Annotated in this window: 18 protein-coding genes; 10 read left to right on the top strand and 8 right to left on the bottom strand. The window is 44.9% G+C overall.

What is annotated here, in order from left to right; translation table 11 throughout:
* Nucleotides 1–225 precede the first annotated feature (225 nt).
* A complete protein-coding gene (locus ACRRNK_RS04040) occupies nt 226–414 on the bottom strand; it encodes a hypothetical protein (protein ID WP_433945526.1) in 189 nt (62 codons plus the stop codon).
* A gap of 245 nt (nt 415–659) precedes the next feature.
* Between ACRRNK_RS04040 and ACRRNK_RS04035 the strand changes: the two genes are divergently transcribed.
* Genes ACRRNK_RS04035 through ACRRNK_RS04025 form a run of 3 tightly spaced genes read left to right on the top strand, consistent with a single transcriptional unit; the run spans nt 660 to nt 2,591 of the window.
* Complete coding sequence (locus tag ACRRNK_RS04035) at nt 660–1,037, top strand: GntR family transcriptional regulator (protein WP_433945525.1); 378 nt, start codon at nt 660–662, stop codon at nt 1,035–1,037.
* Complete coding sequence (locus ACRRNK_RS04030) at nt 1,034–1,912, top strand: ATP-binding cassette domain-containing protein (protein WP_433945524.1); 879 nt, start codon at nt 1,034–1,036, stop codon at nt 1,910–1,912. The genes ACRRNK_RS04035 and ACRRNK_RS04030 overlap by 4 nt, the downstream gene beginning before the upstream one ends.
* Entirely contained in the window at nt 1,905–2,591 is a 687-nt protein-coding gene (locus ACRRNK_RS04025) for a hypothetical protein (RefSeq protein WP_433945523.1), read from the top strand. The genes ACRRNK_RS04030 and ACRRNK_RS04025 overlap by 8 nt, the downstream gene beginning before the upstream one ends.
* Nucleotides 2,592–2,774: 183 nt before the next feature.
* On the opposite strand, the gene tnpA (ACRRNK_RS04020) is transcribed toward ACRRNK_RS04025, so the two are convergent.
* From tnpA (ACRRNK_RS04020) to ACRRNK_RS04010, 3 genes are all read right to left on the bottom strand, one after another.
* Nucleotides 2,775–3,248 carry an IS200/IS605 family transposase gene (gene tnpA / locus ACRRNK_RS04020; protein WP_433942914.1) on the bottom strand — a complete coding sequence of 158 codons (474 nt, stop codon included), beginning with the start codon at nt 3,246–3,248 and terminating at the stop codon, nt 2,775–2,777.
* A 282-nt stretch (nt 3,249–3,530) separates the two neighbouring features.
* The gene (gene tnpA, locus ACRRNK_RS04015; RefSeq protein ID WP_433942914.1) at nt 3,531–4,004 is read right to left on the bottom strand and encodes an IS200/IS605 family transposase; all 474 of its coding nucleotides are present in this window, start codon (nt 4,002–4,004) and stop codon (nt 3,531–3,533) included.
* Between the two features lie 212 nt (nt 4,005–4,216).
* Entirely contained in the window at nt 4,217–6,625 is a 2,409-nt protein-coding gene (locus ACRRNK_RS04010) for a transglutaminase domain-containing protein (protein ID WP_433945522.1), read from the bottom strand.
* 174 nt (nt 6,626–6,799) lie between these two features.
* Between ACRRNK_RS04010 and ACRRNK_RS04005 the strand changes: the two genes are divergently transcribed.
* The 3 genes from ACRRNK_RS04005 to ACRRNK_RS03995 are packed head-to-tail and all read left to right on the top strand — an operon-like array spanning nt 6,800 to nt 8,335.
* A complete protein-coding gene (locus ACRRNK_RS04005; protein ID WP_433945521.1) occupies nt 6,800–7,390 on the top strand; it encodes a TetR/AcrR family transcriptional regulator in 591 nt (196 codons plus the stop codon).
* Between the two features lie 28 nt (nt 7,391–7,418).
* Nucleotides 7,419–7,880, top strand: a complete 462-nt coding sequence (locus ACRRNK_RS04000) for a DUF2269 family protein (protein WP_433945520.1) — start codon at nt 7,419–7,421, stop codon at nt 7,878–7,880.
* 20 nt (nt 7,881–7,900) lie between these two features.
* On the top strand, nt 7,901–8,335 hold the full coding sequence (locus ACRRNK_RS03995) for a DoxX family protein (protein WP_433945519.1): 435 nt from the start codon (nt 7,901–7,903) through the stop codon (nt 8,333–8,335).
* A 57-nt stretch (nt 8,336–8,392) separates the two neighbouring features.
* On the opposite strand, the gene ACRRNK_RS03990 is transcribed toward ACRRNK_RS03995, so the two are convergent.
* Nucleotides 8,393–8,962 (bottom strand): GNAT family N-acetyltransferase, encoded by a 570-nt coding sequence (locus ACRRNK_RS03990; protein ID WP_433945518.1) that lies wholly within the window; start codon nt 8,960–8,962, stop codon nt 8,393–8,395.
* Nucleotides 8,963–8,983: 21 nt separating this feature from the next.
* Nucleotides 8,984–9,901, bottom strand: coding sequence for an AraC family transcriptional regulator (locus ACRRNK_RS03985; RefSeq protein ID WP_433945517.1), 918 nt, complete (start codon nt 9,899–9,901; stop codon nt 8,984–8,986).
* Between the two features lie 395 nt (nt 9,902–10,296).
* On the opposite strand from ACRRNK_RS03985, the gene ACRRNK_RS03980 reads away from it, so the two are divergent.
* The 3 genes from ACRRNK_RS03980 (at nt 10,297) to ACRRNK_RS03970 (ending at nt 13,266) form a co-directional block, all read left to right on the top strand.
* Nucleotides 10,297–11,322, top strand: coding sequence for a hypothetical protein (locus ACRRNK_RS03980; protein WP_433945516.1), 1,026 nt, complete (start codon nt 10,297–10,299; stop codon nt 11,320–11,322).
* A 24-nt stretch (nt 11,323–11,346) separates the two neighbouring features.
* Nucleotides 11,347–12,294: a hypothetical protein gene (locus ACRRNK_RS03975; RefSeq protein WP_433945515.1), complete on the top strand. Its 948-nt coding sequence runs from the start codon at nt 11,347–11,349 to the stop codon at nt 12,292–12,294.
* 141 nt (nt 12,295–12,435) lie between these two features.
* Complete coding sequence (locus ACRRNK_RS03970) at nt 12,436–13,266, top strand: helix-turn-helix domain-containing protein (RefSeq protein WP_433945514.1); 831 nt, start codon at nt 12,436–12,438, stop codon at nt 13,264–13,266.
* A 649-nt stretch (nt 13,267–13,915) separates the two neighbouring features.
* Here the strand turns inward: ACRRNK_RS03970 and ACRRNK_RS03965 are convergent.
* Complete coding sequence (locus ACRRNK_RS03965) at nt 13,916–16,210, bottom strand: thiamine pyrophosphate-dependent enzyme (RefSeq protein WP_433945513.1); 2,295 nt, start codon at nt 16,208–16,210, stop codon at nt 13,916–13,918.
* Nucleotides 16,207–17,229: a 2-oxoacid:acceptor oxidoreductase family protein gene (locus tag ACRRNK_RS03960; RefSeq protein WP_433945512.1), complete on the bottom strand. Its 1,023-nt coding sequence runs from the start codon at nt 17,227–17,229 to the stop codon at nt 16,207–16,209. The genes ACRRNK_RS03965 and ACRRNK_RS03960 overlap by 4 nt, the downstream gene beginning before the upstream one ends.
* Before the next feature lie 263 nt (nt 17,230–17,492).
* Here ACRRNK_RS03960 and hcp point away from each other — a divergent pair, with 263 nt between their 5' ends.
* Nucleotides 17,493–19,181, top strand: coding sequence for a hydroxylamine reductase (hcp, locus tag ACRRNK_RS03955; protein ID WP_433945511.1), 1,689 nt, complete (start codon nt 17,493–17,495; stop codon nt 19,179–19,181).
* Nucleotides 19,182–19,366: the final 185 nt, after the last annotated feature.

The raw sequence follows: 19,366 nt of genomic DNA, 5'->3' as shown, positions 1-19,366 counted from the left end.
CGCCGCACGTACGATCTCTTCCGGTCCAGTCAAAGCTTCCGTGTTGAATAAGATCTATGACTCCCAAACGGGCATGTTATCAAGTCTCTGACTTAAAGGTCTTGCCCAACTCCCGATCCAGGCCAAAGTAATGGCGAAAGTTGTATATCATCGAGTTCCACGCGGTTGGATTGACATACTGCTCACTCCATATAATTTCTTCGTGGGCATGTACTTTTTGCGCCTTTACCTCAATGATGACAAATCCCTCTGACTCGTAGAAGCTAAAGACTTTTGCCTCGATTGCTTAATATGTGCGGCACGTGCCAATTCACTAGCCGGAAGAGCATTGCCGCCTAACAGTTCCAGAAGCATCGTGACGCGTGAAGGATCACCGACGAGCGTTGCCACTTCTACAATATTCGGTTGTGTCACCCCTATCTTCCCCTCTTGTTCCAATTGAAGTGTGCCTTCGGTTTTATCGTACCACGATTATTATTCGACGGTGAACGAAGCTTCAGTATTGTTGCCAATCCTCACATCAACCTCCCAGCCCCGCCCTTTCCGCTTAACTAAATGGATTTAGGCTAGCTTTAAGTAGATTTTAACAGAAAAGTTGACCAGAGCATCAGGATGTATTATAGTATGTTACAATACTAACATACAGAAATGGTGGTACCATGCAGATTAACTTTAACGACAGTCAACCGATCTTTCAACAAATCGCGGAAATGATTGAGGATGATATCTTGAAGGGGGTTTACGGAGAAGATGAACAAATTATCTCAGTGGCGCAATTCGCCAGCACATTCCAGATCAATCCAGCTACGATCGTGAAAGGCATCGCTTTGTTGGTTAATGAAGGAATTATCTACAAGAAGAGAGGGCTTGGCATGTACGTCGCTGCAGGCGCAAGGAGAACGATCATGGACAAACGGAGGACTCGATTCTACGACGAGTTGATTGTGAATCTTCTGGATGAAGCTGAGAAGCTAGAGATGACTTACGAAGACGTGATTGAGATGATTAAACAAAGGTCGGGAGATGGTGGAAAATGAGCACGATTATTACATGTTCGAATGTAACCAAAAGTTATGGTAAACATGATGCCGTACGCAATCTCGAATTAAGACTGAACGAGAACACCATCTACGGACTGTTTGGCCGCAACGGTGCGGGTAAAACTACTTTGCTCAATATGCTGACCGGGGGCATCTTTCCCAGTTACGGTCAAATTGAGATCGCAGGCGTGCAGCTCAAAAAAGGTGAGACACCGCAAGATGTCTGTTACGTGCGAGAAAAAAATTTATTTTTTGGCGGCGCGAAAGTCATAGAGAGTCTGCAGCTCGCATCCGCATTCCACAAAAATTGGGATTGGGATTTTGCCCATGAGCTGCTGAACACCTTCAAACTCAATCCGAACAAGAAAATTCGCCAGCTCTCCAGGGGAATGGAATCCTTGGTAGGGAACATCATCGGTCTGGCCAGCCGCGCGCCGCTTACGATTTATGATGAACCAGTACTTGGCCTGGATGTGCTGATGCGGGAGAAGTTCTATCGCATTCTAGTTGAGGATTATGCTGAGCACCCGCGTACCATTCTGCTCTCCACCCATCTGATCGACGAGATTGCCATGGTGACCGAGCAAGTCTACATTATGGATTCCGGTTCCATTCTGATGCACGAAGAAGTGGACAATATCCGCACACAATCCCATGTGTTGATGGGCGCCCGGGAATCTGTTGAACGCTTCACAAATGGAAGGCAGGTTATCTATAAAGAGGCGTATGGCAAGGGCGTACTAGCAGCGGTATATGGGACGATCGAAGATGTAGACCGACGCCAGGCCCACGAACTCGACATATCCATTGAAGGGTTGCCGCTTCAGAAATTCTTCTCTTATTTAATCGAAGGGGGTCAGCGAATTGAATAAATCGGCCGTCTGGATGAAGGCATCCTTCTTGCAGCTTAAACTGTATTTGTGGATTATTGTGGGCGCTCTCGTTGTCAGTGTCACGACGAATCTGATCATAAGTTTATCGATGAGATCGGGTGAGAATTCGACATTGTCGACCGCTAATTTGTTTACTTTGTTCCTATTCTTTGTGGGCAGCGTCCTCCCTGCAAGTTTCTTCAAGCGGATGATTAATCTAGGCGCAACGCGCCGAGAGTACTACCTCGGTATCTTGCTAGTGTATGCGGCATGGGCAGCCTTCTTTGCTGTGCTCAACATAATATGGCTACAATTGGAGATCCACGTGATTCGTGACTACATAACTACGTTTAATATTCTTGAAATTTTCGGATGGAGTCAGTTTGGTGTCTTCGGCATGTTCATATACCAGTTCGGCGTGTACCTGGTTCTCCTGTCGCTCCTGAATTTGTTGTTCTCCGGGACTCGTCATCTCGTCGGCCGGGTGATCTGGGTGGTCTTCATTGCTGCGATTCCTATCTTCACGTCGATCGCGCCGCTTCGTAAGATTCTCGCTGACGGGCTTCGCGACTTGCTCGCCAACGATTCCCTGCTGCAAGGTTTCGGTATAAACATCATAATAGCACTCCTGCTGCTTACTGGCGGCTGGTTGTTGACAGCAAGACGTACCTTGACCTAGATCGGAATAGAAATTTTGAGTAACACAAAAGTAAAATAGCAAATCATGACCACCCGTCCAACGGGTGGTTTGCTCTTGGGGTATAACCCCCTGTTGCCAAACTGCGCCTAAAGACGCTAGCCTGACCACAAATCTGTTCAGGCTCAGTGTTAATTGTCACTTTCACTTACCAGTTAAACTGGTTTATTTCTTTTTGCCCCTGTTGCTGCTGAATGGATCTTCGTACTCTTTTACGCTCAGCTTATCTACAGCTTGGTCATGTGCCTCTTGTTCACGAATGTACTTCGCTACGGTTGCTTCATTCAAACCTACCGTACTCACATAATATCCTTCTGCCCAGAATTTTCGATTCCCGTATTTATACTTTAGTTGTGCGTGCTTCTCGAAGATCATTAACGAACTTTTTCCCTTTAGATATCCCATGAATGATGAGACTGAAATTTTCGGTGGGATAGCGACCAACATATGGACATGATCAGGCATCATGTGACCTTCTATAATTTCTACTCCCTTGTACTTACATAAGCGTTTGAAAATTTCTATTAAATCTCTTCTTACTTGATTATAGATCTCTTTCCGTCTATACTTCGGGGTGAAGACAATGTGGTATTTGCACATCCACTTTGTGTGAGCTAGACTATAGCTCTTGTTTGCCATTTAAGACCATTCCTTTCTTTGAGCCTGAACATCTCAATTTTATCGGAATGGTCTTAGTGGTCAAACCGCTGATCCCTCCACCCGCATAGCGGGTGGTTTTTTGTTTCGCGCGTTTCACGCACTCAACCGGCTAAAGCCATAATCATGACCACCCGTCCAACGGGTGGTTTGCTCTTGGGGTATAACCCCCTGTTGCCAAACTGCGCCTAAAGACGCTAGCCTGACCACAAATCTGTTCAGGCTCAGTGTTAATTGTCACTTTCACTTACCAGTTAAACTGGTTTATTTCTTTTTGCCCCTGTTGCTGCTGAATGGATCTTCGTACTCTTTTACGCTCAGCTTATCTACAGCTTGGTCATGTGCCTCTTGTTCACGAATGTACTTCGCTACGGTTGCTTCATTCAAACCTACCGTACTCACATAATATCCTTCTGCCCAGAATTTTCGATTCCCGTATTTATACTTTAGTTGTGCGTGCTTCTCGAAGATCATTAACGAACTTTTTCCCTTTAGATATCCCATGAATGATGAGACTGAAATTTTCGGTGGGATAGCGACCAACATATGGACATGATCAGGCATCATGTGACCTTCTATAATTTCTACTCCCTTGTACTTACATAAGCGTTTGAAAATTTCTATTAAATCTCTTCTTACTTGATTATAGATCTCTTTCCGTCTATACTTCGGGGTGAAGACAATGTGGTATTTGCACATCCACTTTGTGTGAGCTAGACTATAGCTCTTGTTTGCCATTTAAGACCATTCCTTTCTTTGAGCCTGAACATCTCAATTTTATCGGAATGGTCTTAGTGGTCAAACCGCTGATCCCTCCACCCGCATAGCGGGTGGTTTTTTGTTTCGCGCGTTTCACGCACTCAACCGGCTAAAGCCATAATTAAACGGCTTGTGGTCCTATGAAATATAGGACCACAAGCCGCTTAATCACTTTCACGCTCCGAGCCGAATTACTTATCCTTCAAAATAAGATAACTCAGCAGCCCGCTTATTTTTGCATTCGCTAATTTGATATTAGAAGTTTCATTATAGACGTCTTGTATTACCTGAATAACGACATCTTCACTCACATCATCCTTTAATCGAACCGTGAAGGTCTTATCATTGCTCTTTAGGAAAGTTATAAGTTTATTCTTATATTCTTTGGGAGAGTTAATCTCCAGCCCTTTCTTTTTATAATAGTCCAAGGAGTTATCTTTGCTTTCAAATTGCTTTAATCCTTCATCTGTCCAATAAGCTTTGTTAAAGGTAAACTCTAGATCCTCTGCTGTGCCATCGTCAGAATTATATAACAAGTAACTGACACCCGAGTTTGTTCCATTATTTGTTGAATCCACATTGTACCATTTCCCATTGATCTCTACCTTGTTCCAAGCATGAGGTACTCCCCCAAGATAACCCGTTACGACAATACTATTTAAGCCAGACAAATCACTAAGCAGCTTGTAGGTTGCCGCGTAGCTAGCGCACACCCCAACTTTCTTCACCATAATCCCATAGGCGGTAAAAGAATCATTAAACTTCTTATCAACATTCTTATAATTGTTGTTCTCAGCACTTTTCAAGGCTGCGTCATCATATTGGGTATGATCATTTAAGTAGTCATAAATAGCTTGCCGCTTTTCGTCATCACTCATATTTTTCGTAATGATTTGCGAAATAATATGGTTCGCTTCTGTCATTATTTCTTTTTGTTTCTTGGCGATCATATCTTTACTTTCACTATAACCAACAATAAGAGTCGATGTTTTATAATCGAATGCATATCTCTTAACACCTAATATTAGCGGATTTTGATATCCAACCTTTTGCAAGGTATCAGACAACACCCCCATATTTAGAGCCTCGGGGAATGCCTTTAATGCAATTTTACTATTAGCCGCTATTAAATTTAATGCCAGGTATTCTTCTAGTGCAGAATCCGCATTGATTTTATAATCATTAACCGCAACGTTCTCTTTATTGCCTTCATCCAGTTGTTGTCGTGTATTTTCTTTCTCACGTTCAATCAGATCATCACTTTTATTTTTGGAATTATCGACAGTAGAAGAATCGGGAGCGTAATCCATCATGTTATCCGGCTCAACCAGCCCCCCACTGCTGTGATCCCTCTTATCTTGATCCCGTAAGTACTGACTCCATTTTTGTTTATCAAATGTATACACCAAGGTTGTACCGCTAATCGCTGTTCCTTTTACCTTATAAGGGATTAGAGCATACCCATCTTTGTCATATTGGATATGATCTTCATAAATAATATCTCTATCTAAAGTAGCTGCTTGATCTATTGTTGTTAACTTGATCTTTTTAGGTAAAGCATCAATAGTTTCAAAACCCAAGTAATATAATTCATGCAGCTCTTTCATCCCCGTTACAAGGGTTTTTGATAAATTGATAGTGCTGACTGCAGGGCTATAATTTGATTCATTTCCATTTTCATCAACAGCCGTAACATAGAATTCTCCTTGAACCATCCTGTTCTGCGCAATCGTTGCTTTTCTGTTGATATCATTCGGTTCATTGCCTACATGTAACAATCCTTGATTTCCATCTGAGGCAAAGTCCTGAAATTCTGTATCCGTAACCGTTCCGATCAGAGATGGATTCGTATGTTTGTATCCTTGCTCGGGCCCATTGATTTGCTCGGCATTATTCATAGACATCACATTATAAATATTATATTTCTTAGCACCTTTAACGTTGTTCCATACTAATTTATATTTTCCTTCAGCATCAATTTGATATGTGGCATTCGGTGATTGTAATGGAGACTTGATGGTAAAAGGTATGATCAGAGGATTATCCAATTTTGTCGGGGTCTTAGCATCTAGATCATAACGGATACAAATGTAGTAGATGGGAGCATTTCCCCATGAATTTTCTTTATCCCTGGTAGAATCAAAAGAGGTTAGTACGGGGCGGGTTGAACTTACAGTCAGTACATTATTCGTGCCATCCTTCACTGCTTCATAAGTAGATACTTCACTATCATATAAACACTTGGAGTCTGTATGTACAGTTACGATACTTCGATTATATCTTTCTTTATCATCTTCTTTGAACATTTTAGCTATATCTTTATCACTATGAGGGAAAGCATCGGTAGAATAGATATCTGAGTTGAATTTAATTGTAAAAACTCGATTGTGATTCACATTGTACATCGGTTTTAAGTATCGCGGTGCTTCTTCTTTATATTTCTTCTTTAAGTCTGAAACCGATGTTAGTGATGTATGTACTGTTGATGTTTCTTGTGCTTTGGATTGTTTCTGAGCTGCATCCGGGTTATCCCTATGATCTCCTTCGCAACCCGATAATAGTAAAGCAATAACAAAGATTAGAGTGAATAATTTCTTCAAAATTCTTTCGCTCCTTTGAGGATTTATGAAATATTAAGTCATAATATATCACATTATATAATTTTTTGGTGATTTGGAAATATATATTACCCATTCGTAATTCTGCCTATTTACAAACCGATGGTTGGTTTTTATAATATGAAATATATACATTATCCGTATGGAGGAACGCTTTTGAAACAAGAGGAACGCAGACAACAAACCATAAGCCTTCTACTTGAAACAACCAAGCTACTGATCCAGGAAAAAGGATGCCATTCGATCACGATGAAGGACATTATGGACAGATCGGGGCTGTCCAAGGGGGCGATCTTCCACTATGTGAAGAGCAAAGACGAGATTTTCGTCTGGGTACTGCAGGAGAGGCTTGAGGACACAAACAAACGCTTCATGAACGAAGTGGAGCAAGGCCGCCGATCTTTCGCTGAGCCTATGATGAAGATTTCTGAGAGTATCTCGGCCTACGGCAATGCGGATGTTACGAACAAAGTGCTGATGTATTTGCTGGGGAAAGAGGAAGAGCCTATTATCGCGGATGCTCTTAATCAGTATTATAATCGGTCGGTGTCTTTATCCGAGCAGTGGATTAAGACTGGTCAACAACATGGCGTTATACCAGAGACTGTCGATGCTGGAAAAACAGCCGAAATGTTTGTTCTTCTTACATTCGGATTGCGAATTCGATCTTCGATTCCGAATGGTTCAGCCGTTTATACGGCTCAAGATTTCTCATCATTGATTACAGATTTTTTGAAGGCTCGATGAAACTCGTGAATGGAAAGGATCAATCCATATGAATATCTGGTTGACGCTCCACCTTATTGGAATCCTGATCAGCATTGGCAATATTATTACGGCCGCTTTCTGGAAGGTTCGGGCCGATCTGACTAAACAACCGGTTGTAATTCATTACGCGGTCAAAAATGTAATGCTTGCTGATTATGTGTTCACGCTCCCTGGAATTGTCCTGATCATTATCTCGGGCAGTATGATGGCCGCGCAAGCCGGGATGTCGCTATCGGGGTTGAATTGGCTCACATTATCGTTGATTTTGTTCGCCATTACCGGGATAATCTGGGCTGTCATTCTGATTCCACTTCAGCGCGGGATGATTAAGTATAGCGAACAAAGTATCAGTACCGGCAGTATCTCTAATGAGTACCGTAATGCTTCCCGTTCATGGGCGATCTATGGCCTCATTGCTACGCTGCTGCCGATCGTCATTCTGTACCTCATGGTAGCGAAGGGTTTCTAGGACGAAAGGAGAGAACCAGAATGGTACCCTTGTATGTGCTTATTGTCTCATTTCTATTATTTAAAGTGCTTGGTATGACAGGCCTCTCACATTTCGAAGGATGGCATTCACCTCTGCAAGGAGCTGTGGCTATCATGCTGCTCATTAGCGCATCCGCTCATTGGGGGAGCAGACGCCCAGATCTGATCCGCATGGTTCCTCAGGTATTTCCAAAGCCCGATTGGATCATTACGGTGACAGGACTGCTGGAAATAGCCGGGGCTATTGGCATCCTGATACCCGCTACTTCTCGCTTAGCATCCATTTGCTTAGTCATACTGTTCATCGCTATGTTTCCTGCAAACGTACGAGCGGCCCGGGGACATTTAACGATCGGCGGTCGGCCTGTCCCCAACCTGCTCCCCCGAACCATAATTCAGCTTATTTTTATTGCAGCCGTTTTATTGGCTGGTTAACCGGCGGGGCATATATAAAAGTCCGGCTATATGCCGGACTTTATTGCGCTCCCTCGATCATTTTACATAGTCTTCTTTTAAAATACTGTATATTTCCAAGTCGACAATTCCTTTACCTGCCCATAGTGCCGCTTGTCTTAATGTTCCTTCTTTGATAAAGCCATTCTTCAGCAATACATTTTTTGAAGCCTCATTTGGAGGCATGACCTCAGCCTGAATTCTGTTGACGTTAACAGCCGTGAACAAAAAATCGAGTAGTATGCTTACCGATTCAGTAGCGATACCTTTGCCCCAATGTGCTTCAGACAAAAAGTAGCCAATCGTCACGGCATTCACCTTTTGATTAAAGTCGACTGCCTCCATAATTCCAAGCAGCCGATCGGGCTGAGAACCCACGAATATCCCCCACTTCACCCTAGACCTCTTGTTATAATCTCTCTCGAAATGGCCGATCATATTTTTCACAGTATCTTTATTGTGCTTGGGTATAATGCCGCAGTATTCAAACACCTTGTCATTGTTATAGATTTCAAAAACTTCCTCAAGATGATGATCCTCAATCTTCTTCAATATGTAACCATCTGATTCCAGGTTAGGAAACTGCTCAAAGACTGCTTCAATGTTCATTCGGTCATCCTCCACGGTTATTCATATTCTCTTCTTGATCGGGATGTATAAATCAACTTTACATTTCCCTTCCTCATCCTTGGCAGGATCGTTCATACAGAATTCGAGGCATGGTCTATCGTCGGCATCATACTCACTACTGGGCAACCATAGATTGAATACGTTCTGATAGGCCAGAACAAATCTATCGATTGTGTCGTAGTAGGGATATAAAGCATACATTCCACCAGAAAGCGTTTTGAATTCCACATGCATGTTATGCCCGTGTCTCTCGAATCCATTTGGTAACGTTACACAGGCGTCGTATCGACAAGCGAATTCATCAACAAGATTTCCATCATCCAATGATATTCCGATAAAATGCTGGTTGTCCGGAGTAAGTCCCTGCTCGCTTGCCCAGCGGCCTAACTTGTCCCAAGCAACATGAGTATCCAAATAACTCCCGACATGTCTAACGTACGCCACTTCATATTCTGGAAGCTGCTTGATGGTTATCATATTTCCCCACGCTCTCTTTAAGAGTTGATTGTCCCTATTTCTATTGTAATCCTGTAGGGGAGATAACTCTTCCTGCCTATTGCTTAAGTATGGTGAAAAATTGCTATGTTTCCTTACGCTGTTTCTAACCTCAGTTGGTGTCTTGCCATAATGTTTCTTAAAAAGGGCATTGAAGGTTGACACCGATTCGAAACCGCATTGACTCGATATTTCCAAGATGGGCTTGTCCGTTTCAACCAACAAATGCACAGCCTTTCGTACACGCTCTTGATTCACAAATGCGACTGGAGTCACACCGACTATGGATGTAAATATTCTTGTAAAATGATATTTCGAAAAATTTGAGACACCGGCCAATATATCAAGAGTGAGTTTTTGATTACTATGTTCCTCTATGTATTTAATTACTCTATCGATTCTATCTTTATAGTCATTATTCATTTATCGCAATCTCCAATTATCTATGGATTACCAACTACCAAAATTATACACGCGAAGTGGAATACAAGGATAGCTGCGATTTAATACTATATTAGTTGAACTACTGATTTACATGCTAGTCAGCCGTATGAAATGTTCCTACGATCGCTGTTGTTCTCAGACTTCTTAATTGAATTTTTATAGGTAGAAGTCTGATCACAAAGGCGAACGCTCCGCTTCTCCAGAATCATTTCACACTCTTGCCTATAAGTAATTCTTAAAATCAACTTATATAATTTTAACGTGGTTACATACTTCAGTTGCATAAAAGAGTTTTAACAGAAGCCTGTGTATGTTAATAATGTCCGGAACAGGTACTTTACAATCAATAATTAATAGGAGATGAGACGAGACGTATGAAGTCTAGGTTAATCATCGTGACGGGCATTATTTTAGTAGTATTAACAGGTTGTATCACTCATCCAGAATCGAAGCTTAGTTCAAGCCTATCTGATAAAAGCCAGCAATCTCAAGCAAAAGATCAAAAAGACAAACTTACACCGAAAGTTGTTCAATCAGACACCACGGTTACTTTTTCCAATGAAGAGAACAAGCAAAGAAAGGTAAAGTTGCCTGAAGAAATATCCATTGATGGCTGGAGTGTAGGAGTCCCCTTCTCCAAAGTTGTTTCTAAACTTCCAAAAGATATAAAGTTGGACAACAGCTATATGCAGTATAGCTTCACGTCCAGGTACCTTGACTTGTCATTTACTTGGAAGGGAGTTCTTGATTACATTCTCATTCGTGAACCAGGCAAAGGTCTGAATGTTAATTTGAACATTGGAGATAATGAGCAAAAAATCGAGGAGATCTTGGGAAGCCCAAAGAAGCAGTCAGACACCCCTAATGGAGATCTGGCCTATGTGTACTATTTTAATAACTACGACATCATCATTTACGCGAAAGACAACTATGTCCGCGGCATTGCCATGCAGCTTACCAGTAGAACAACCATCAATGAAACTGAGAAAATCTGCAAATATTTCAACGTCAATACAGCCGTAAAGTATGCTTCTCGAACTGAATTGATCACATTGAAAAATGATATTTTTAAGCGCTATAAAACCCTACTCGAAGTAATAAGCGAAGATACTTCTAATAACGGGAGGATCAATGCTATTTTCTCAGACATAGATATTAATCAGATTGAGCTGGATTTAGAAGAAGCCTCCCTTCATTGGTCTAGCACAGACAAAGCCCTGGGACGTTTAGTTACGGAGTTCGTGGAAGCAGTTCTTAACGTATACGAATGGCAAATTATCAAAAATAATACCGATGACTATCAAGTCAAGATGAATTCCGCTTACCAAATAAGAGATGCGTCAGTTAGAGCATATAATGCCAATCAGAAAATTACAGTTATCATCAATATAAAAGAATAGTTTGTATTCAAGGAGGATTTACAAGTGTCAGAAAAAATAATTATTTGCAAACAATGCGCCCACTCTATTGACGAGCATTACCTGATAAACTACCGGGGCGACTACTTCTGTGGAGAAAACTGCCATGAGACCTATCATGAAGCCAACGCTCATGAATTCAATGAATCAGATGATGGCCATCCTTATTATTTTGACTATTCGTCTATACGCCAAGAGTTTATTCATTGGTCACAGAACTGGACCAAGTTCCTTCAAGAGGAACTTAAGTACTCTAACGAATATGCGCAGTGGACTGCCGATGACCTGGTGGACAGCCTTGATGAAATCATCTGGAGCTACGAACAGTATATATTTACGGAGGGTGGCGACGGGGTATTTGCCCGCGAAATCTATCAATACACCTTAAAGCTCAGGGAAATTCAAGATCATATATTGAAATGGCGGCCCCATCGTGAAACTTATTATGGGATGCAATGCTGCTTTAATTATGATGATACGATTTCCGACGAACTGATAAGCAGCTACTTAAACGATATAATGGAAAAGGAAGGTTCTGAGCTGGAAGATGACCGGTATCAAAGACCCCACCCTTTCCATGAATATTTTGACTGGGTATTTAATTTTGAAGGGGATCGGGATTTCTGGTTCGAAGTGCTTTCGCCCTATTTTCATTCAAGCCCACTAGAATTAGACACTTATACTGCACATTTATGTGATGGAGGGTGTAATGATTATTTAGACATATCGGATACAGACTATTGGCATGATGGTTGGTTCTATTGTCATAGCTGCATATCAAACAAAGAAGTTGGAGAACTAGATAGAGAGAACTTAGTTGATAATATCAAGTTTTATAATCAACATATGGATATAATACAAAAGTTAGAGAACCCTGAGGGATTCAGAAGCTTGATTCGGCGTGCTTGCAGGATCCACCGTATTGAGATGCCCGAATGGGCTCAATATGAGTAAGAACAACTAGCTCAGAATTAACATTGCTGTATTTCTTAGCTCAACTGACGGTTGAATATTCATAAAAATTCAAATAAGAAGTTATTGTTCATTCCAAGCAGCTCCAATAGAATTGGGTTACATAGAGGAGCGTGAAATATTTTGAGAGAACAATTAGCAAGAAACATAAGCCTATACCGCAAAGAGAAGGGACTTACACAAGAAGAGCTTGCGCAAATGCTCGGGCTTTCTTTTCAAGCTATATCCAAGTGGGAGAATGCTCAGACCATGCCGGATATTTCGCTATTACCTCAGTTATCAAGAATCTTAGAAGTAAGCATCGATAAACTTCTTGGGTATCCAGGGCAGGACAGACAGATTACTATTTATGAGAAGGAATATAGAACACAAGCATATTATTGGGGTACAGAGCCTAATAGTGCTTGTTATCAGGTCTTGAAGCTTATGCCGCCAACAAGACACTTGAAGCTGCTCGACGTTGGATGTGGTGAGGGGAAGGACGCCGTATTCTTTGCTCGAAATGGATATGATGTTAGCGCGTTTGATGTCACGGACGCAGGTATTGAGAAAACAAAAAGTCTTGCTGATAAAGTCGGGGTTCATGTTAATGTCTTTAAGGCAGACATATTAGATTATCGTCTAGAGACGCATTATGACATTATCTTCTCTAGTGGGGTGCTCCACTATATAAAGCCGGAATACCGCCGGGATATATTTGATAATTATAAGCAATTTACAAATGAATATGGCATACATGTCTTTAATGTGTTTGTAAATAAGCCGTTTATTGCTCCACCACCTGAAAAAGAACCAAATGCCTTTAAGTGGTATTCTGGTGAATTACTCACCCATTATTACGACTGGCTGATCAAGGATAGTTCGGAAATTGTATTCGACTGCAATTCATCAGGCATTCCTCACAAGCATGCCATGACCAAGATGATTGCCCAAAAGATATCCTCGATATGCTAAAGTTGCTACATAATAAGTCAGCAAAAAAGAGGGGCGTCGCCCCTCTTTACTATTTCCGCCAACACATCTCCGATTTATTGTACTTCCGCACTAATACTCAACAGCACTCCACATCTGCCAGTAGACAGTGAGAATAACCTAATGTGGAGCCCTCGCTGGCGAACTCCCTTTGTTTAGCAATTGGGCATCTGCACACTCATGTAGTTGTTCACCTACATATCCTATCTAGAAAAGACGACCAATCCAGGCTATGTTCAACTTCTGCTATACAAATAACCACTTACAGGGAGTGAAATGAATATGACTTTTATGCCACAGTCTCCGCCCCCAACTTTCGTCCCACCAAAACCAGCTTATTCTTATATCATTGACTGCATGTTTAACTACACTTATGTCTGGCTATGGACCGGGGAAAGCTTCTGGTTCTACCCAACTCGGGTTGAGTATGGGGAAGTTTCAGGTTATCGATGGAATGGCGTATATTGGACGTTCTATGGATTTAACTCGAACTTAATCAGTGCGGTTTCGTGCCCTCCAATACCTACTCTTTACTAGAAATGGTCTAACTATAACAGATTCATAATAGAACGCGGGCAGCCAACCCTTTTAGTCAGCTACCCGCGTATTTTGACCTGAGCTTCCCCCGCCACTACAGCAGCGGGTTCTCGTGTTTCGCTTTCAGAATCGACCAGCGCCGCTGCACTTCGCGCTCGAATTCGCCAAGCATTTCTTTGTTCTCTTCCTTGAGCAAGTGTCTTGATTTGCCCATATATTTGAGCCAGTCGCCTAGCGGCACTCGTTTGTTCTTCTCTTCCGGATCATACGTAATGTTCGTCTCTCCCTGCTCTACCTCATACAGTGGGAAAAAGCACGAATTCACGGCCGCGCGCACGATGTTCTCGCCTTCTTTGTCATCGGACTTCCAGTTCAGCGGGCACGTGATCAGCAGCTTGCCGTAGACGGTACCTACATTCTGGGCGTACCACTGGGCTTTGGCCGCCTTTTTCACAAGATCCTGCGGGAAAGCTTCTGTCCCCGTAAATACATACGGCACATGCGCCGCCGCCATCATTTGCACCGTGTCCTTGTGATGGAACGTTTTGCCCTGCTGCTGTTTGCCGACACCGGACGTGCTGGTCATGTGGCCTAAAGGCGTGGAGTATGAAAGCTGTGCGCCAGTGTTCATGTAGCCTTCATTGTCATATTCCAGAATGATCAGATTATGGCCCCGCAACGCCGTCCCGATTGCTGAACCCATCCCAATGTCCATACCGCCGTCGCCGGTTACCATGACAAAAGTGAAATCCTCGGGAACCTCGATCTCCCCGCGGCGCTTCCGCTCGAGGAACGCCTCTACCGTACCGGATAACGTAGCCGGCCCATTCTGGAACAGGTTATGAATGAAGCTTTGCTTATGCGAGTTATACGGATAACCCGTGGTAGTGATATAAGCGCAGCCGGTATGGAATAGAGTTACGACATTGCCTTCGATCCCTTTGAAGAACAGCTCCAGCCCCGGAAAAATCCCGCAGCCCGGACAAGCCCCGTGACCGGAAGCAAAACGTTTCGGCTTCGCGGCAAGCGCGCGCATCGGCGGCACTTTAACGGCCAGCTTGCCCGTTGTCTCATCCACCTTGACGGTGATCAGGCCGGATTTGAAGCTGTCCCCGTTCATCGGCGCAATGACCGGCTGCAGCTTGTGCGCTTCATCGCCAGGCGTTTGCCCGTAATAATCGAACGGCACCTTGGCATAGCCCAGCTCCATCGCCTCCAGCGTTAGGGCAAAAAAGGCTTCCGCGTCATCCGCGTAATAATCTTTCCCGCCAAGGCCGAATATGCGGGAAAGTACGATCGGCTGCGGGCCGCGGATCTCCTGCAGCGCCGATTTGACCTCATGCGTCAAATTGGCCCCGTTCGCGCCGTAGGAATCGGCGCGTTCGCCGATCAGCAGCGCTTTGACGCCCGTCAGCGCCTCGCGGATTTCCCGTGCCGGGAACGGCCGGAGAATATTCGGGCTGATCACGCCCGCTTTGATCCCTTTTGCCCGCAGACGATCCACTACGTCCTTGGAGGATTCGGCCGCGGAATTAAGCAGGAACAAAGCCACCTCCGCGTCTTCCATGCGGTACAGATCAAGCGGTGAATAAGGTCTTCCGGACAAGGCCGCATATTCCTCCGCAACTTCCTTGAACACCTCGCCCGCACGGTACATGGCCTCCGACTGTTGGAAGTGGTTGTTCATGAGGTCTTCGCCGTTCATATAAGCCCCAACGACGATCGGATTGTTCTCATCAAGCACGTGCGGGAATTCAGGCTGTTCCCCTACAAACTCTTGAACAGTGTGCCGGTTCTCAAAGATTTGCACCCGCCGCTTCTGGTGTGAGGTGAAGAAGCCGTCATAAGCCACAATAACCGGCAGCCGCACGTCCTCATGCTCGGCGATGCGCAGCGCCATGATATTCATGTCATACACGGCCTGTGGTGAACGGGCGGTGAGAATCACCCAGCCGGTGTTCAGACCGTAGTACAGATCCGAATGGTCGCCGCGGATATCCAGCGGGCCGCTGACCGCCCGTGTTACCAGGTTCATGACCATTGGGAAGCGAGTTCCCGCCTGCACGGGTAGCTGTTCGATCATATACAGGAAGCCATTCGCGCTGGTGGCGTTGAATACCCGGGCTCCGGCTGCAGCTGCGCCGTAGCAAATCCCAGCCGAGCCGTGTTCGCCATCGGCCGGAATCAGCTTGATGTCGTGTTCGCCGCGCGTACGCATCATGTCAAGGTATTGGGCGATTTCCGTTGAAGGCGTAATCGGAAAATAACCCATAATATGATAGTTAATCTGGGCGGCCGCCATGGCTGCCATTTCGTTGCCCGATTCGAAGACGGCTGTCTGAGCGGCCGGTACCTTTTGCTCCGTTAGGTCTTTCATTTGTACGGTCATGATCTGACTCCCTCCACAGTTAAATAGGGGAAGACTTGCGGCACGCGGTGCTGCTCCGCATAATGCGGCTCTTCCAACATGGCGGCCAAAGCGGTAGTCGGACAAGCTTCCACGCACTTCAGGCAGCCCTTGCAGTACTGGTAATCGATACCCTTCATGAACATCTGCAGATTGCCGCGCTTATCCGGCTTCTGCTCCCATACGATGCAGAAGTCCGGGCATACCGTATCGCAGGCGGCACAGTTAATGCAGTCCTCCATCTTGTATTCCGGCAAATACCCCTGCCGGGAGCCGCTGAGATCCTTCAGCACGCTGTTTGCCGTAACGTTCAGAATTCCACCTAACTCCTGTGTTTCATATCCGAGAACTGGCTGTGTTCTTGTGAAAGCTGCCTGGTTCATATCCCCTGTGCCGTTCCCTAAGGCGAGGAACTGGACTTCGTTATATCCTCTGTCAAAAGTCCGCAAATTCGGTTCCACGAGATGAGGCAGCTTTTTCTCAAAGGTCTTGCGGATCACCCGCCGCATGTCGTCCGGGTCAAGGAAGCTGCAGATCCGGAACAAGGCGCCCAGCATCGCCGTATTGACTTTGGTCTTCTCCTCGACGGCAATTCTTAGCGCATCGATCGCAGCCAGCGTTCCTTGCGTCATCTTCAGATCCGCGGCCACTTCGGCAAGATTTCGCGCTGTATTCACAAGCACCGTCCCATCAGACCGTAAACCGCTTATCACATCTATCGTCTTATATAACGCTTCATGAAATACGCCGACCACATGCGGCTGCTCAATCGGGCTGTGATCGCGGATTTCCACCTGGGGATCGCAGAATCTTACGAAGCTTTTGACCGGCGACCCTTTCTTCTCCGAGCCATAACTTGAAAAGTTGGACCCGTTAAGTCCAGAGCCTGTTACTCCGGCTTCAGCCAGCATCTTCCCGGCCAGATTGGCGCCAAGTCCGCCGATGGATTCGAGACGAATCTCGTAGAATCCGAGTTCATTTTTGTGAGGCAAAATTGACACGTGCTCTCCCTCATTTCTTCTTGTTCTATATGGAATGAACTAGACAAACATGCTTCTTTAGTTCAATTCATAAAAGGTTAATAGCTCAAGTGTAAAAGAAGAATCACACCAAGTTAGTGATTTGTATCACAAAATGAGTTGCAGTGATCTTAATCACTAAACCGACTTTGGAGGCAGGGTATACTTCAGTCTGACAGTCCATTGCAAGGCAAACTTATGACGACATTTAACAATATAGAAACGCGATAATAGGAGGAGAAATAATGAATAACAACGAAGCGAAAATGACCATAAACCATCAGCCATCCATGTTCTGCTTTCAATGCCAGGAAGCATCCAAAGGAACAGGCTGCACCATTGTCGGGGTATGCGGCAAACCGCATGACGTGGCGAACTTACAGGATTTGCTCATTTACCTGCTGAAGGGGATCTCTTGGCTCAGTCTGGATGTCCAATTGCCTGAGGTGCTTGAACAGCGCGTATCGCTGTTTATCATGGACTCCTTGTTCGCAACCATCACCAATGCCAACTTTGACCGCGAGGTATTTGTGGGGAAAGTCCGCGATGCTATGGCGCTCCGCAGCGAGGTGCGCGCTTATTATGACGAACAGTATCCCGAAGGAACGGCTAATCTCCCGGATGCTGCCGTCTGGGAAGCGGATAAAGAAGCTGATTTTGATGTAAAAGCACGTACCGTTGGCGTCCTCTCCACCCGTAACGAAGACGTTCGCTCGCTCCGCGAATTGATCATTTACGGCCTCAAGGGAATGGCCGCTTATACGTACCATGCGCTGCACCTGGAGAAGGACGATGGCGAGCTTAACCGGTTCATGCGCCGTGCGCTTGCGGCTACGCTGGACGACAGTCTTGAAGTGCAGGATCTGATCGCTTTGACGATGGAGACCGGTAAGTACGGCGTAGATGCCATGGCGATGCTCGACAATGCGAACACTTCCGCTTACGGAAATCCGGAAATTACGAAGGTGAATATCGGGGTTGGAAATCGTCCGGGCATACTTATCAGCGGCCATGACCTGAAGGACATGGAAGAGCTGCTGAAGCAGACGGAAGGAACCGGCGTGGATGTGTATACGCACAGCGAAATGCTGCCTGCCCACTACTATCCGGCATTTAAGAAATATGAGCATTTCGTAGGCAATTACGGAAATGCCTGGTGGAAGCAGAATAGCGAATTTGAAGCCTTTAACGGACCGATTCTAATGACGACCAACTGTATCGTTCCGCCGAAGGACAGCTATAAGGACCGCATTTATACGACAGGTAACACGGGCTTCCCGGGCGTCCGCCATATCCCTGAAGGAGAGAACGGCGCTGCCAAGGACTTCTCTGCGCTGATCGAGCAAGCGAAAGGATGCCCAGCTCCTACGGAGATTGAAACCGGCGAAATTATCGGAGGCTTCGCTCACGCTGCGGTGATGAACGTAGCCGATCAAGTCGTCGATGCCGTGAAATCCGGCGCCATCCGCCGCTTCTTCGTCATGGCCGGCTGTGACGGGCGGATGAAATCCCGCAACTATTACACTGACTTTGCAGCTCAGCTTCCACAGGATACCGTCATCATGACTGCGGGCTGCGCCAAGTACAAATACAATAAGCTGGATCTCGGAGAAATTGGCGGAATCCCGCGCGTACTGGACGCCGGACAATGCAATGATTCTTACTCCCTGGTCGTAATCGCCATGAAGCTAAAGGAAGTATTCGGCCTTGAAGATATCAACGAACTGCCGATTTCCTACAACATTGCCTGGTACGAGCAAAAAGCGGTGATCGTACTGCTCGCCCTGCTCTATCTCGGCGTCAAAAATATTCATCTTGGCCCTACCCTTCCTGCCTTCCTCTCGCCTAACGTTGCCAAAGTTCTCGTTGAGAACTTCGGAATTGGTGGTATTACTAATGTAGAAGACGACATGAAGATGTTCTTGGGGGCGTGATGGATCAGGGTATCCAATAATTTATTCCGGAACCCCCGGCGGAATAGAGAAATAATGAAATGCAGTGAGCAACAAGGAGCTAAGCGGTCAAGCCCGCTTAGCTCCTTTATTTTTGGCATCCACCGTTGCCTTAAAATCTTCATTACCTCTAAGCTATAATTTCTTTAACAAACTGCCTCTATCAC

Origin of the sequence: Paenibacillus sp. SN-8-1 (genome assembly GCF_050995535.1) — a bacterium.
GTDB lineage: Bacteria > Bacillota > Bacilli > Paenibacillales > Paenibacillaceae > Fontibacillus.
The sequence above is the reverse complement of the archived record's forward strand: the minus strand, read 5'-3'. Positions and strand labels throughout refer to the sequence as shown.

Bases quoted from the DNA above. Each gene is read 5' to 3' on its own strand.
- ACRRNK_RS04035 (WP_433945525.1), top strand. From the start codon at position 660: ATGCAGATTAACTTTAACGACAGTCAACCGATCTTTCAACAAATCGCG.
- ACRRNK_RS03990 (WP_433945518.1), bottom strand. From the start codon at position 8,962: ATGAACATTGAAGCAGTCTTTGAGCAGTTTCCTAACCTGGAATCAGAT.
- ACRRNK_RS03985 (WP_433945517.1), bottom strand. From the start codon at position 9,901: ATGAATAATGACTATAAAGATAGAATCGATAGAGTAATTAAATACATA.
- ACRRNK_RS04000 (WP_433945520.1), top strand. From the start codon at position 7,419: ATGAATATCTGGTTGACGCTCCACCTTATTGGAATCCTGATCAGCATT.
- tnpA (WP_433942914.1), bottom strand. From the start codon at position 4,004: ATGGCAAACAAGAGCTATAGTCTAGCTCACACAAAGTGGATGTGCAAA.
- tnpA (WP_433942914.1), bottom strand. From the start codon at position 3,248: ATGGCAAACAAGAGCTATAGTCTAGCTCACACAAAGTGGATGTGCAAA.
- ACRRNK_RS04030 (WP_433945524.1), top strand. From the start codon at position 1,034: ATGAGCACGATTATTACATGTTCGAATGTAACCAAAAGTTATGGTAAA.
- hcp (WP_433945511.1), top strand. From the start codon at position 17,493: ATGAATAACAACGAAGCGAAAATGACCATAAACCATCAGCCATCCATG.
- ACRRNK_RS03965 (WP_433945513.1), bottom strand. From the start codon at position 16,210: ATGACCGTACAAATGAAAGACCTAACGGAGCAAAAGGTACCGGCCGCT.
- ACRRNK_RS03995 (WP_433945519.1), top strand. From the start codon at position 7,901: ATGGTACCCTTGTATGTGCTTATTGTCTCATTTCTATTATTTAAAGTG.
- ACRRNK_RS03980 (WP_433945516.1), top strand. From the start codon at position 10,297: ATGAAGTCTAGGTTAATCATCGTGACGGGCATTATTTTAGTAGTATTA.